The 12842-nt window shown below is 64.2% G+C and carries 13 protein-coding genes; 8 read left to right on the forward strand and 5 right to left on the reverse strand.

Annotated features, from left to right (window positions below; all coding sequences use genetic code 11):
• Positions 1 to 15: 15 nt before the first annotated feature.
• Positions 16 to 435 (reverse strand): PaaI family thioesterase, encoded by a 420-nt coding sequence (locus I6F31_RS07860; RefSeq protein WP_035997915.1) that lies wholly within the window; start codon positions 433 to 435, stop codon positions 16 to 18.
• 414 nt (positions 436 to 849) lie between these two features.
• Between I6F31_RS07860 and I6F31_RS07865 the strand changes: the two genes are divergently transcribed.
• The 4 genes from I6F31_RS07865 (at position 850) to I6F31_RS07880 (ending at position 4640) form a co-directional block, all read left to right on the forward strand.
• Complete coding sequence (locus I6F31_RS07865) at positions 850 to 1866, forward strand: TRAP transporter substrate-binding protein (protein WP_036021503.1); 1017 nt, start codon at positions 850 to 852, stop codon at positions 1864 to 1866.
• Positions 1867 to 2143: 277 nt separating this feature from the next.
• Positions 2144 to 2653, forward strand: coding sequence for a TRAP transporter small permease (locus I6F31_RS07870; protein WP_035997911.1), 510 nt, complete (start codon positions 2144 to 2146; stop codon positions 2651 to 2653).
• 2 nt (positions 2654 to 2655) lie between these two features.
• Positions 2656 to 3975: a TRAP transporter permease gene (locus I6F31_RS07875; RefSeq protein WP_057028189.1), complete on the forward strand. Its 1320-nt coding sequence runs from the start codon at positions 2656 to 2658 to the stop codon at positions 3973 to 3975.
• Positions 3976 to 4178: 203 nt separating this feature from the next.
• The gene (locus I6F31_RS07880) at positions 4179 to 4640 is read left to right on the forward strand and encodes a DUF3237 domain-containing protein (RefSeq protein ID WP_057028190.1); all 462 of its coding nucleotides are present in this window, start codon (positions 4179 to 4181) and stop codon (positions 4638 to 4640) included.
• Positions 4641 to 4723: 83 nt separating this feature from the next.
• On the opposite strand, the gene I6F31_RS07885 is transcribed toward I6F31_RS07880, so the two are convergent.
• The 3 genes from I6F31_RS07885 to I6F31_RS07895 all read right to left on the reverse strand — a co-directional run bounded on the left by I6F31_RS07885 (position 4724) and on the right by I6F31_RS07895 (position 6073).
• On the reverse strand, positions 4724 to 4930 hold the full coding sequence (locus tag I6F31_RS07885) for a hypothetical protein (protein ID WP_025033895.1): 207 nt from the start codon (positions 4928 to 4930) through the stop codon (positions 4724 to 4726).
• 119 nt (positions 4931 to 5049) lie between these two features.
• Positions 5050 to 5325, reverse strand: coding sequence for a YiaA/YiaB family inner membrane protein (locus I6F31_RS07890; protein WP_035997898.1), 276 nt, complete (start codon positions 5323 to 5325; stop codon positions 5050 to 5052).
• 52 nt (positions 5326 to 5377) lie between these two features.
• Positions 5378 to 6073 carry a PspA/IM30 family protein gene (locus tag I6F31_RS07895; protein ID WP_035997892.1) on the reverse strand — a complete coding sequence of 232 codons (696 nt, stop codon included), beginning with the start codon at positions 6071 to 6073 and terminating at the stop codon, positions 5378 to 5380.
• A 103-nt stretch (positions 6074 to 6176) separates the two neighbouring features.
• Between I6F31_RS07895 and I6F31_RS07900 the strand changes: the two genes are divergently transcribed.
• The 4 genes from I6F31_RS07900 to I6F31_RS07915 all read left to right on the forward strand — a co-directional run bounded on the left by I6F31_RS07900 (position 6177) and on the right by I6F31_RS07915 (position 11470).
• Complete coding sequence (locus I6F31_RS07900; protein WP_225185364.1) at positions 6177 to 6806, forward strand: TetR/AcrR family transcriptional regulator; 630 nt, start codon at positions 6177 to 6179, stop codon at positions 6804 to 6806.
• Positions 6807 to 6875: 69 nt separating this feature from the next.
• A complete protein-coding gene (gene hydA / locus I6F31_RS07905) occupies positions 6876 to 8330 on the forward strand; it encodes a dihydropyrimidinase (RefSeq protein WP_225185223.1) in 1455 nt (484 codons plus the stop codon).
• A 118-nt stretch (positions 8331 to 8448) separates the two neighbouring features.
• A complete protein-coding gene (locus I6F31_RS07910; RefSeq protein WP_057028193.1) occupies positions 8449 to 9720 on the forward strand; it encodes a DUF892 family protein in 1272 nt (423 codons plus the stop codon).
• A gap of 127 nt (positions 9721 to 9847) precedes the next feature.
• Positions 9848 to 11470, forward strand: a complete 1623-nt coding sequence (locus I6F31_RS07915; protein ID WP_225185224.1) for an ABC transporter substrate-binding protein — start codon at positions 9848 to 9850, stop codon at positions 11468 to 11470.
• Here I6F31_RS07915 and I6F31_RS07920 read toward each other — a convergent pair.
• Positions 11467 to 12810, reverse strand: coding sequence for a glycoside hydrolase family 3 N-terminal domain-containing protein (locus I6F31_RS07920; protein ID WP_225174972.1), 1344 nt, complete (start codon positions 12808 to 12810; stop codon positions 11467 to 11469). The genes I6F31_RS07915 and I6F31_RS07920 overlap by 4 nt on opposite strands.
• Positions 12811 to 12842: the final 32 nt, after the last annotated feature.

Genomic DNA, 12842 nt, shown 5'->3' on the forward strand with positions numbered 1-12842 from the left:
GGAGAGAGTTGGGCCTCACCCCTTCTTCGGCACTACCCGAAACGTGCCGCTGGCCCGCGCGATCACGGCGTCGTCCGCCTTCACCAGGCACTGCGCGAAGCAGATCGTGTTCCCGGTCTTGATCGCCTCGCCCTCGACCGCCAGCCATTGGCCGATCTCGGCGGCGCCGACATAGTCGACCGACAGCGAGATGGTGACGAATGACGTGGTCCAGCCCGTCGCCTGGGCGCAGCTGTAGCCCATGGCGGCGTCAGCGAGCGCCGCGATCAGCCCGCCATGGATCAATCCGCGGGCGTTGGTGTGCGGCGTCGCCAGGCGCAGTCCGACGGTGACGCCCTTATCGGTCTTCTTTGAATAGAGCGGCTCCCAGGGATCGGTCAGGGGCGCTTTGCGGAAATGTGGCTCGTAGCCGGCGGGAATGTCGGTGCGGGTCATGGCGGTCTCGCTTCATTGCCTTGGCTGCATTGGAAGCGAATGACGCGAGGAATGCATCACCTACAAAGCTTTAAACGGAATTTGTGCAGATGTTTGAAACGAGCCCCCCATCGCCGCAACGGCCCGACGATTGCGACCTTTGTCCGCAATACATGCTGCTTCCGATCCTGTTAGGCTTTGGTCGCAGCCTGCTTGTGGCAAAGGCTCGCAGGCGATAATTATACCATATAACGTTTGCGCAAAAGGAGAGCGGTGGTCGTCCGAGCAGCGACAAATCCATGCAACATGGCTGACGTAGATGGCGCGACACGGCGCGCCTCAGTTCCGGCTTGAACGCGCCGGCAAATTAGATAACATGTTAATTAACGAGACCGGGCCAACGAAGCCCGCCGTCGCAAAAGGGAGAGACGCGTGATGAGGAAAGCCTGTCTGGCCTTGCTGCTGGCAGCAAGCGTGAGCCCCGCGCTCGCGCAGGACAAGACATTTGACCTGAAGGTCTCGCACTGGGTGCCGGCATCGCATCCGCTGCAGAAATCGCTGGAAGACTGGGTGGCTGCGGTGAACAAGGATTCCGGCGGCACCATTACCGGCAAGGTGTTTCCGGCCCAGCAGCTCGGCAAGGCCTTCGACCATTACGACATGGCGCGCGACGGCATCGCCGACGTCACCTATGTCAATCCCGGCTACCAGCCCGGCCGCTTCCCGATCATCGGCGCCGGGGAATTGCCGTTCCTGATCTCGGATGCCAAGGGCGGCTCGATGGGGCTCGACGCGTGGTATCGCAAATTTGCCGAGAAGGAGATGAAGGACGTCAAATACTGCCTCGCCTTCGTCCACTCGCCCTCCTCGTTCCATTCCCGCACCAAGAAGATCGTCAACCCCGAGGACGTGAAGGGCATGAAGATCCGCCCGGCGCACGCTACCATGGCGAACTTCGTCACCTCGCTTGGCGGCACCAATGTGCAGTCCTCGGCGCCGGAAGTGCGCGACATCATCGAGCGCGGCGTCGCCGACGGCGTCACCTTCCCCTGGGGCTCACTGGTGCTGTTCGGCATCGACAAGGTGACCAAGTACGACATGGAGGCGCCGCTCTACACCACGACCTTCGTGTTCGTGATCAACAAGGACAAGTACAACGCGATGTCCGACAAGCAGAAGGCCGCGATCGACAAGAACTGCACGGTCGAGATGGCAGGCGCGGTCGGCGAGCATTGGGGCAAGTTCGAGGACGCCGGCATCGCCAAGGTGAAGGCGGAATCCAGCCATGAGGTCTACAAGCTGACGCCCGAGCAGATCGCGGCCTGGAAGAAGGCCGCCGAGCCGCTGGTCAAGACCTGGGGCGACGGCGCCAAGAAGGCCGGCGCCGATCCCGACGCCGCGCTCGCGGATCTCAAGGCCTCGCTGAAGAAATACAACGCGCTGGCGGAGTGACGGCGGTGGCGAAGGAAACGCGGCGGCGGGATTGGTCCTGCCGCCGTTGCCTTGCAAGCTGAGAGCAGGTGAGGAGCGCACCGTGTCTCTTCCCCCTCTCCCCGCTTGCGGGGAGAGGGTTGGGGTGAGGGGGAGTCTCCGCAGGACGGTGACAATGGACCGTGGATAGTCCGCCTCACCCGCCACGCTTCGCGTGTCGGCCTCTCCCCGCAAGCGGGAGAGGCGAAGTGCCGTCGCCAGAGCCGAGAATGAGAATAGCAGTGCTTAGGAAACACCCATGAAGCGCTCCTGGATGGATCGCGTGATCGACTCGATCGAATGGATCGCGGCCGGCTTCGTCGGCATCGTCGCGCTCGACATCTTCCTGTCGGTGCTCTTGCGCAACACGCTGAACTATTCGATCCCCGACAGCTTCGACATCGGCCGAATGCTGCTCGGCATCCTCATCTTCTGGGGCATCGCGGCGACCTCCTATCGCGGCACCCACATCACGGTCGACCTGGTCTGGGGCAATGTCGGGCCGCGCCATCAGCGCTGGATCGACGTGTTCGCGACCCTGGTGCTGCTGTTCGTCGTGACCGTGCAGACCTGGACGCTGTTCGACAAGGTCCGGCTAACCTACAACGACAACGTTCAGACCTTCGACCTGCACATGCCGACATGGCCGTTCTTCCTCGTCGCGTGGATCGGCGATGTTTGCGCCGTGCTGCTGATCGCGATCCGCACGTACCGGCTGATCTTCCACCCCGAAGACATGCATGAACCCAAGATCAAGGTGACGGAGTAACCATGAGTACCGACGCCGTCGCCGTCATCGGCTTCGTCGCCCTGTTCGCCCTGATGCTGCTGCGCGTGCCGGTCGGCATGGCCATGGGCCTCGTCGGCGTGTGCGGCTTCAGCTATCTCGTGGGCTCGACACCGGCCCTGAAGATGGTCGGTCAGGTCACCATGCGCACCGTGACCGACTACACCTTCGGCGTCATCCCGATGTTCCTGCTGATGGGCTCCTTCGTCAGCAATTCCGGCATGAGCCGCGAGCTATTCCGCGCCGCCAACGGCTTCGTCGGACATTTGCGCGGCGGACTCGGCATTGCCACCGTCGGCGCCTGCGGCGGCTTTGCCGCAATCTGCGGCTCCTCGGTCGCGACCGCGGCGACCTTCTCCGCCGTCGCCTATCCCGAGATGCGGCGCTTCGGCTATCCGCAATCCTTCGCCACCGGCGTGATCGCGGCCGGCGGCACGCTGGGCGCGATGCTACCGCCATCCACTGTTCTTGCGGTCTACGGCATCATCACCGAGCAGGACATCGGCAAGCTGTTCATCGCCGGCATCATCCCGGGCCTGCTCGCGATGACCATGTACATGATCACGATCTCCCTGATCGGCTATTTCCGTCCCGACTTCCTGCCCAAGGGCAAGGTGACGCCGTGGCGCGAGCGCTTTGCCGGGTTGAAGGAGATCTGGGCACCGGTGCTGCTGTTCATCTTCGTCATCGGCGGCCTCTACGGCCTGCCCTTCCTGCCGCGCTTCACGCCGACCGAAGCCGGCGGCGTCGGCGCGACCGGGGCCTTCATCATCGGCGTGCTGACCGGCCGCCTCGACCGCGAGAAGGTGCTGGCCTCGCTGCTGCAGGCGACGCGCACCGCGGCTGCGGTGTTCACCGTGCTGATCGGCGCGCTGATCTTCGGCTATTTCCTCACGGTGACGCAGACGCCGCAGAAGGTGACGGAATTCCTCACCGGGCTCGGCCTCGGTCCGTACGGCGTGCTGGCGCTGATCATGGTGATGTATCTCGTGCTCGGCTGCCTGATGGATGCCATGGCGATGATCATCCTGACCGTGCCGATCATCTTCCCGGTGATCATGCATCTGGGGTTCGATCCGATCTGGTTCGGCATCATCATCGTCGTGACCGTCGAGCTCGGCCTGATCACTCCGCCCGTGGGCATGAACGTCTTCGTCATAAAAAGCGTGGTGAAGGACGTCTCCTTCTCCACCATCTTCAAGGGCGTAAGCCCGTTCGTGGCAACGGACCTCGTGCGCCTCGTGATCCTGATCGCCTTCCCGCTGCTGGCAACCTGGCTGCCGACGCGCATGATGGCGCATTAGAGGTGACAAGATTGAATGCCGCACGGCGTGGCTGCTTCCCCTCTCCCCTTGTGGGAGAGGGTGGCTCGCCGCGATAGCGGCGAGACGGGTGAGGGGTCTCTCTCCGCGAGCACGCTTGTGGAGATAGACCCCTCATCCGGCGCTTCGCGCCACCTTCTCCCACAAGGGGAGAAGGGAAGGCTCGTCGATAATTGGAGGCAGACATGACCACCCCGACCCTCGAAACAAGATACGTCTTCACCATCACCGCGCGGATCGGCGACGTCGTGACCGCGGGCGAGACCGGGATCGGCGTCCGCCGGATCATTCCGATCATCGGCGGCGAGGTGACGGGCGCGGTCAGCGGAAAGGTGCTCCCCTTCGGCGCCGACTTCCAGACCATCCGGCCCAACGAGCTGATCGATCTCGAAGCGAAATACGCCTTCGAGACCGACGACGGTGCGACCGTCTATGTCGAGAACAAGGGTATACGCTTCGGCCCGGTCGAGCTGTTGCACAAGCTCAAGCGCGGCGAGCCGGTCGATCCGAAGCTGATCTACTTCCGCACCGTGCCGAAGTTCGAGACCGGGCACGAGACGTACCGCTGGCTGATGGAGCACATCTTCGTGGCGTCAGCGGCGCGCCATGCGGATCGCGTCGTGATCGACGTGCATCAGGTGATGTGAGGGAGAGGCCGTAGGGCCTCTAGCCGGATCGCGCCGGACGATGCCGCACATCGCCGGGGGCGACCCGGATGAGGTGAAGACGCCTACAACGTCTCTTGCTTATGCCCGCAGTTCTTGCAGGCGAACTTGACGCGGGTCTGGCCCTTCTCCGCCTGCACCCGGTTCGGCGCTCCGCACTTGCCGCAGACAGCCTCGATGCGGGTCGTGCCCTGCTTGACCACGATGGTCTTCTTTTCCATCGATTCGCGGATCAGGCGCTCGGCCTCCTCGCGCAGGGATTGTTTCGACAAAGCTCGTCTCCGCCTCTGGAAAGCGCGAGAGCCATATCGCACCTGCACGCGAAGCACAATGCACCCTGCCTGCCGCGCGCGCCCCTGTCGCCCCAGAGCGCGCGCTGCGACCGTTCGCCTTACGCCGCCTTGGAGACCTCCATCAGCAGCCGCTCGGCCTTGGCATCCTCGATGCGGTTCACGAGGCGGCTGCTCTCATGATTGTCGCGCACGGTCTTGGTCAGGGTGACGCAGGTCTGGATCATCATCACGATGCCCATGGTGAGATAACCCTTCATCCAGAGGTCGATCGGCAGGAAGAAGATGCCGATGGCGACGAGGAAGGCGGAAGCTGCGAAGGACGCGTAGGTGAAGCTCACCCAGGCGCCGCTGTGGGGCTGGCCATTCTGGTTCATGATGGTCTCCTGTCGATTGGAATGATGATTGCGTTCGGATTGGAACTTGAGATCAGGCCGCCGGCATGCGCCTGGACTTCAAGCGCGCCAGCACATCGTCGGCGGTCGTCTTGAGCCGCGGGCCGAAGCCCTGCTCGGCGAGTCGTTCGGCGGTGGCGAGCGGGCCGGTGGCCGCGTCGAGCTCGACCAGGGCATCGTCGGCCGCCTGAGCCTCCATCTGCCGCTCGCGCAGACGCCTCAGCGTCCCCTCCGCCTCCGGCAATGTCGATTCATAGGGGCGCGCGGCCTCGATGCCGCTGCGGCGAAGCGAGCGCACCGCTTCCGAGGCGCGGGCGATCCGGCGACCGCGATCGAGCTCGGTGATGCGGGCCTGCGCGTTGGCGACGTGGCGCTTCAGCCTGATGATCTCGGTCGCGAACAGCGCGCGCGCCGTCATGGCCGCATCGCGATCGGCCTCCAGCGCCGCAATGGCTTCGGCGGCCTCCTTGGCGAGGTCCTCGCGGCCGCCATCCAGCGCCGCAACGGCACGGGTCTCGAGATCGGCGATACGCGCATTCGTGGCCTCGAGCTTGCGGCCTTCCTGCTGGTCCTGCGCGATTGCCAGCGCCAGCGTGCGCTTGCTGCGCTCGACGGCTGCGGCTGCATCGCGCATCTGCTGATCCAGGATCAGAAGGGCGGTGCGATCTTCCAGTTCCTCGCCCGCAGCGGCGACGCTGCCGCGGAAGAGGGTCACGACGGTCTTGAACATTGGTTGCTCCCTGTCTATGAGCGTTGCTCACAGATGGTTTGTAGCAGAAACCTTGAACATCGTTCAATATTATTTTGAGCGACGCTCAAGAATTTGGTTAAGAATGACTAAGGCCCTGGAACGGCGAGAGAAATTGCGTGCGGCCCTGATCCAGGCGGCCGAACAGATGATCGCCGAGCGGGGGCTGGCGGGTCTCAAGACCCGCGATTTGGCCCGCGAGATCGGCTGCGCCAATGGCGCGGTCTACAATCTCGTGGCTGATGTCGACGAACTGATCCTGCGGGTCGGCTCGCGCACGCTGCTCCGGCTCGATGAGACGCTGACTCTCGCAACAAATGCCGGCGAGCCATCGCCACGGGAATCCCTGGTCCGCATCGCCCTCGCCTATTGCGATTTCGCCGCCGAAAACCTCCAGCTCTGGCGCGCGCTGTTCGAGCACCGGATGGAGGCGGGCAAGCTGGTGCCGGATTGGTCCGTGCACGACCAGATGCAGCTGTTCCGTCATATCTACCAGCCGCTAGCCGCACTGTTTCCTGGGCGCAGCCCGGAGGAACTCGGCATCACCGCACGCAGCCTGTTCTCGGCCGTGCATGGCATGGTGGCGCTCGGGCTGGAGCAGAAGCTGGTGGCCGTGCCGCTGCCGGCGCTGCGCAAGGAGATCACGGGCCTCGTGCGCGCGATGATCGACGGGCTGATCGCGCACGACGTGAAAGGAGCGGCGGCGGCTGACTAAAATTTCACCTGTCGCATCGCCAGTCGCGCGCTTAGCCTTCGAGCCGTCCCTCACCTCTCGGAGCACCTCATGCCCCTCCTCATCCGCGGCGGCACCGTCGTCAATCACGATCATTCGCGCCGCGCGGACGTGCTGATCGACGGCGAGACCATCGTCGCGATCGGCGCAGCGCTCGATGCGCCGACAGGTAGCGAGGTCATCGATGCAGGCGGCGCCTACGTCATCCCGGGCGGGATCGATCCGCACACCCATCTCGAAATGCCGTTCATGGGCACCGTCACCGCCGACGATTTCGAATCCGGAACCAAGGCGGCGCTGAGCGGCGGCACCACGATGGTGGTGGATTTCTGCCTGCCCGATCCCGGCCAATCCATGCTCGCGGCATATCAGGAGTGGCGGCACAAATCCGAGAAGGCGGCCAGCGACTACGGCTTCCACATGGCGGTGACGTCATGGTCCAAGCAGATCCATGACGAGATGGAGATTGTGGTCAAAACCTACGGCATCAACACCTTCAAGCATTTCATGGCCTACAAGGGCGCGCTGATGGTGAACGACGACGAGCTCTACAATTCGTTCGCGCGCTGCGCCCATCTCGGCGCCATGCCGGTTGTCCATGCTGAGAACGGCGACGTCGTCGCCCTGATGCAGGACGCCCTGATCGCGCGCGGCGTCACGGGCCCGGAAGGCCACGCCTATTCACGGCCGCCGGAGGTCGAGGGCGAAGCCACCAACCGCGCCATCATGATCGCCGATATGACAGGTACGCCGGTCTATATCGTGCACGCCAGCTGCCGCGAGGCGCATGAGGCCATCGCGCGGGCACGCGCCGCCGGCAAGCGCGTCTATGGCGAGCCGCTGATCCAGCATCTGCTGCTGGATGAGCGTGAATATCAGAACAAGGACTGGGATCATGCCGCACAGCGCGTGATGTCGCCGCCGTTCCGCGACAAACAGCATCAGGACAGCCTCTGGGCCGGCCTGCAAGCCGGCTCGCTCCAGGTGGTTGCGACCGATCATTGCGCCTTCACCACCGAGCAGAAGCGGTTCGGGCGCGGCGATTTCAGGAAGATCCCGAACGGCACCGGCGGCCTCGAAGATCGCCTGGCGCTGCTCTGGACCGCGGGCGTCGCCACGGGGCGGCTGACCAAAGAGGAATTCGTCGCGGTGACCTCGGCGAACATTGCCCGCATCCTCAACATCTATCCGCGCAAGGGCGCGATCGCCGTCGGCTCGGATGCCGATATTGTGGTGTGGGATCCCACGTCGAGCAAGACCATCAGTGCCAAACGGCAGATGAGCCGGATCGATTACAACGTATTCGAGGGTTTTGCCTGCACCGGCGGTGCGGCCGCGACGCTGTCGCGCGGCCGTATCGTCTGGAAGGATGGCGACCTGCGCGCCGAGGCCGGCGATGGGCGATACGTCGAGCGTCCCGCCTTCTCGCCGGTGCATGTGGCAAATTCGACCTGGAAGGAACTGACGGCTCCGCGCGCCGTCGCGCGCAGTGCGGTGACACCGTAAGCCATCGCGCTCCCTGGCAGACGTCCGGGCAACGACAGCCTCAATATCGGAGAGACTTAGGAACGAACGGCTGGAGGCCTCGTTGTCGCGTAGTTTTCCTCCAGCACGCGAGTCCCCCATGTATCACCACGTCAAGAAGTTGATGTTCACCGTGCGCGTCGACGAGCCCGATCCGCGCTTCGGCAATATGCTCCTCGAGCAGTTTGGCGGCGCCAACGGCGAACTTGCGGCTGCGATGCAATATTCGATTCAGGGACTGAATTGCGAGGATCCCGACCGCAAGGACCTCTTGATGGATATCGGCACCGAAGAGCTCAGCCATCTCGAAGTCGTCGGTTGCCTCGCCCGGATGCATCTTGCGCCCTCGCGGAATGACCGCCAGGCGGCGGAGGCCGATCCTCTGATCGCGATTGCCGGCGGAGGCGGCGTCAATCTGTTCAACTCGCAAGGCAATCCCTGGACCGCCGACTATCTCAAGATCACGGGCGAGCTCGACGTCGATCTCCGCAGCAACATCGCCGCCGAAGCGCGTGCCAAGATCGTCTACGAGCGCCTGATCAATTTTTGCGACGATGCCGGCAGCAAGGACGCGCTGCAATTCCTGATGACGCGCGAGATCACGCATATGAAGGCGTTCGCGCGCGCACTCGAGAGCCTGTCGAAGCCGGCCTTCAGCATCGGCCGGATTGCCCCGACGCCCGGCCTCGTGAACCAGTACTTCAACGATTCCACCGGCAGCGGCGACCATGGCGAAATCGACACCCGCGGCCCGTGGAACGAGGGCGAGGACTGGGTGTTCACGGAATCGCCTGCGCTGCAATCCGCCGATCCCGGCGCTGCCACCCCGATCGTCACGGAGAGCTCGCCGCCTGTAGACGAGGCCGGCCTGACCGATCTGCTGCTCCATGAGCTGCGTGACATCCTCCATGCCGAGAAGCAGCTGACGAAGGCGCTCCCGAAGATGGCGCAGTCCGCCCGCTTCGACCAGTTGCGGGAACTGTTCGAACAGCATCTGGCCGAGACCGAAAACCAGGTCGAGCGCATCAACGAGTGCTTCGAGCTGCTCGGCGAGAACGCTCGCGCCAAGCCTTGCAAGGGCATGATGGGCCTGATCGAGGAAGGCCAGGAGGTCATGAAGGAAAGCCAAGAGAAGGAGGATGCAGCCGCCGACCTCGCGCTGATCTCTGCGGCGCAACGTGTCGAGCATTACGAGATGGCCGGCTACACCACCGCGCGCAACCTCGCGCAGCAGCTGCGCCACAGCGCGATCGTCGCCCTGCTCTCCAAATCTCTCGCCGAGGAAGAGAATGCCGATCTCCTGCTCAACCAGGTCGCGCGATCGCTGATGTCGGTGGCGAAGATGCCCGCCGCGCTGGAGCAGGCCGAGTAGTCCGCGCCGACGCGCAACACCTATCGATCCAAGCCGCCTCGCCTTGTCGCGGGGCGGCTTGGGGCTTCCTGGCTCTGGCATACAGCTTGCCTCTCGATGCCGGACAATTCCGGAACGGGAGGCACTCTTGAGCATTTCACCCCTCGATTTGAACCGCCGCAGCGTCGTGCTCGGCGGCCTCGGTGTCGCCGGTACGGCAGCCTTTGCGCCGCGTCTTGCCTGGGCGCAGGGACGCAGCGAGACGTTGCTGGTGGTGCAGGAGCTGGGGCCGAATTCGCTGGACATGCAGGGCGTCGGCTCCAACCAGACCGTGAACGGCCTGTCCTGGAATTGCTACGACCGCCTGCTCACCTACGCCTCCAAGACACTGCCGGACGGCACGTTGTCGTATGACCGCGAGAAGCTCGCGCCCGAGCTCGCCGAGAGCTGGGAGGTCGCCGCCGACGGCATGTCCTGCACCTTCAAGCTTCGCAAGGACGCAAAATTCCACGACGGCACGCCTGTGACCGCCAAGGACGTCAAATGGTCGTTTGACCGCGCCGTGAAGGTCGGCGGCTTTCCGACCTTCCAGATGTCGGCGGGATCGCTGGAAAAGCCGGAGCAGTTCGTGGTGGTCGACGACCACACTTTCCGTATCGACTATATCCGCAAGGACAAGATGCTGCTGTTCAACGTGGCCGTCGTCGTGCCCTTCATCATCAATTCCGAGCTCGCCAGGAAGAACGCGACGCCGGAAGACCCGTGGGCGCTGGCCTGGCTGAAGAACAACGAGGCCGGCGGCGGCGCCTACAAGATCGAGAGCTGGAAGCCGGGCAGCGAGACCGTGCTGACGCGCTTCGACGACTGGAAGAGCGGGCCGCTGCCGAAGGTCAAGCGCGTGATCGCGCGCGACGTTCCCTCCGCCGGCACGCGGCGTGCCATGCTGGAGCGGGGCGATGCGGATATTTCCAGCGGCTTTGCCCCGCGCGATTTCGAGCAGATCATCAAGGAGGGCAAGGTCAAGGTCTCGGGCGTGCCGATCCCGAACGCGCTGTGGTACGTCGCGCTGAATACCGCGAAGCCGCCGTTCGACAATGTCAAGCTGCGCCAGGCCATCGCCTGGGCCATGCCGTACGAGCAGATTCAGACCAGCGCCTTCTTCGGCCGCGCCGTTCCCATGTATGGCGGCACCGCCGAAGTCTCAAAGCCGGTGTGGCCGCAACCGTTTCCTTACGTCACCGATCTCGACAAGGCCAAGGCTCTGCTGAAGGAAGCGGGCTTCGAAGCCGGCCTGGAGACGACGCTGTCGCTGGACACAGGCACCGCCACCGTCGGCGAGCCGACCGCGATCCTGATCCAGGAGAATCTCGCCAAGATCGGCATCAAGGCGGCAATCGAAAAGATTCCCGGCGCGAACTGGCGCACGACGCTGAACAAGAAGGAGCTGCCGCTCGCGCTCAACCGCTTCAGCGGCTGGCTCGATTATCCCGAATATTACTTCTACTGGAATTTCCACGGCAACAACTCGATCTTCAACATCTCCTCATACAAGAACAGGGAGATGGACGCCCTGATCGACAAGGCGCGCTTCACCACCGATGCCGCCGAATACGACAGGACGGTGAAGGATTTCATCGCGCTCTGTATGCGCGACGTCCCCGTGGTTCCGCTCAACCAGCCGATCCACGACGTTGCCATGCAAAAGGGCATCTCCGGCTACGAATTCTGGTTTCACCGTGAACCGGACTACCGCCAGTTCGCGAAGGGCTAATTCTGCCGGGCGACGCTGATGGCGCGTGAGGCAGCTCGTGCCTGCATGGTCGAAAAGCCGCGCTCCAGGCGCGCGGTGCTCGCTTGCAGCATCGCCGCGTCGAGCCTGCCCTGTCGCGATCCTTCCAGGGCGCAGGCAAAGACACGGTAGAACTGCGCGCCGTCATAGGCGACCAGCAGCAGATCGACGCCGGCATTGATCGCCTCGACCACGACCTTGCAGACGTCGTTCTGGTAGATCGCGCCCATGATGAGGTCGTCGGTCATCACCACGCCCTGGTAGCCCCACGTCCCACGAATGATTCCCTCGACGACGCGCTTCGAATGCGAGGCGGCGCGATCGGGATCGACGGCTGTGACCGTGACGTGGCCGACCATGAGGGCGCTGCGCGAACGCGACAGCACCTCGCGGAACGGGAGCCAGTCGGTTGCCTCCAGCTCCTTCACCGGCGTGTCGAGATTGGCGCTGAAGTGATGCGTGTCGGCGCGCACGCGGCCGATGCCGGGAAAATGCTTGAGCGTGGCGCCGACGCCCGTCTCTTCCAGCCCGCGCACATAGGCGCTCGCGATGGTGCTGACGACGGCGGGATCGCTCGCAATCGCGCGCTGGCCGATCAGCGTGTGAAAATCGAGGCGGTTGCGCCGCGCCGGCGGCTTGAGGTCGAGCACCGGCGCAAGATTGAGGTTGACGCCGACGTGGGCGAGCTCGCGGCCGTGGATGCGGCCGAACTCCTCGGCCTTGGCCTGCTGCTCATCGGAAGCCAGTCCCGTGAGCGTCGCCAGCGCCGGCACTTTCGTCAGCGGCGGCGCAAGATGCCCGACGATGCCGCCCTCCTGATCGGCGGCGACGATCAGCGGCGGCAGGCCGGCTGCGCGCCTGAGATCCTGCAGCGCCGCGATCTCGGCCCGCAGCGTCTCGATGGCACGGCCGCGGATGTTGTGCCGGGTGACATAGACGCCGCCGATCAGGCCCTGCCTGGCGAGACGCGCGACCTCGGGAAAGGAGGAATAGCCGACCATGAAGTGCGGCCCGAGCTGCCGCGCTTCGGCGGCGCCGGCGCCGAGAACGTCATGCTTGCGCAGCTCGAACTTCAGATGCGCGGCGGACATCAAGACAGGCGGCACGCACCAGAGCACGACGAGCGCCTTGCCGGCGAAGGTGCGCCAGTGACCGCTGCGCAACAAAAGAGCGACGATTGCGATGCTTGCGACGACAAGGGAGATGTTTCCGGCGCCACGCAGCACGAGCAGATAGGGATCGTTCTTGTTCGCGGCGACAAATGCAGCGAGCGGCGCGGCGAGCCAGAGCAGGGCGAGACCGATGCGGTTGAGCAATTGCATGATGCACCAGGTGCGATGGGCGATGAATGTTT

The organism is Bradyrhizobium sp. NBAIM01 (genome assembly GCF_020194115.1).
In the GTDB taxonomy this organism is placed as follows: domain Bacteria; phylum Pseudomonadota; class Alphaproteobacteria; order Rhizobiales; family Xanthobacteraceae; genus Bradyrhizobium; species Bradyrhizobium yuanmingense.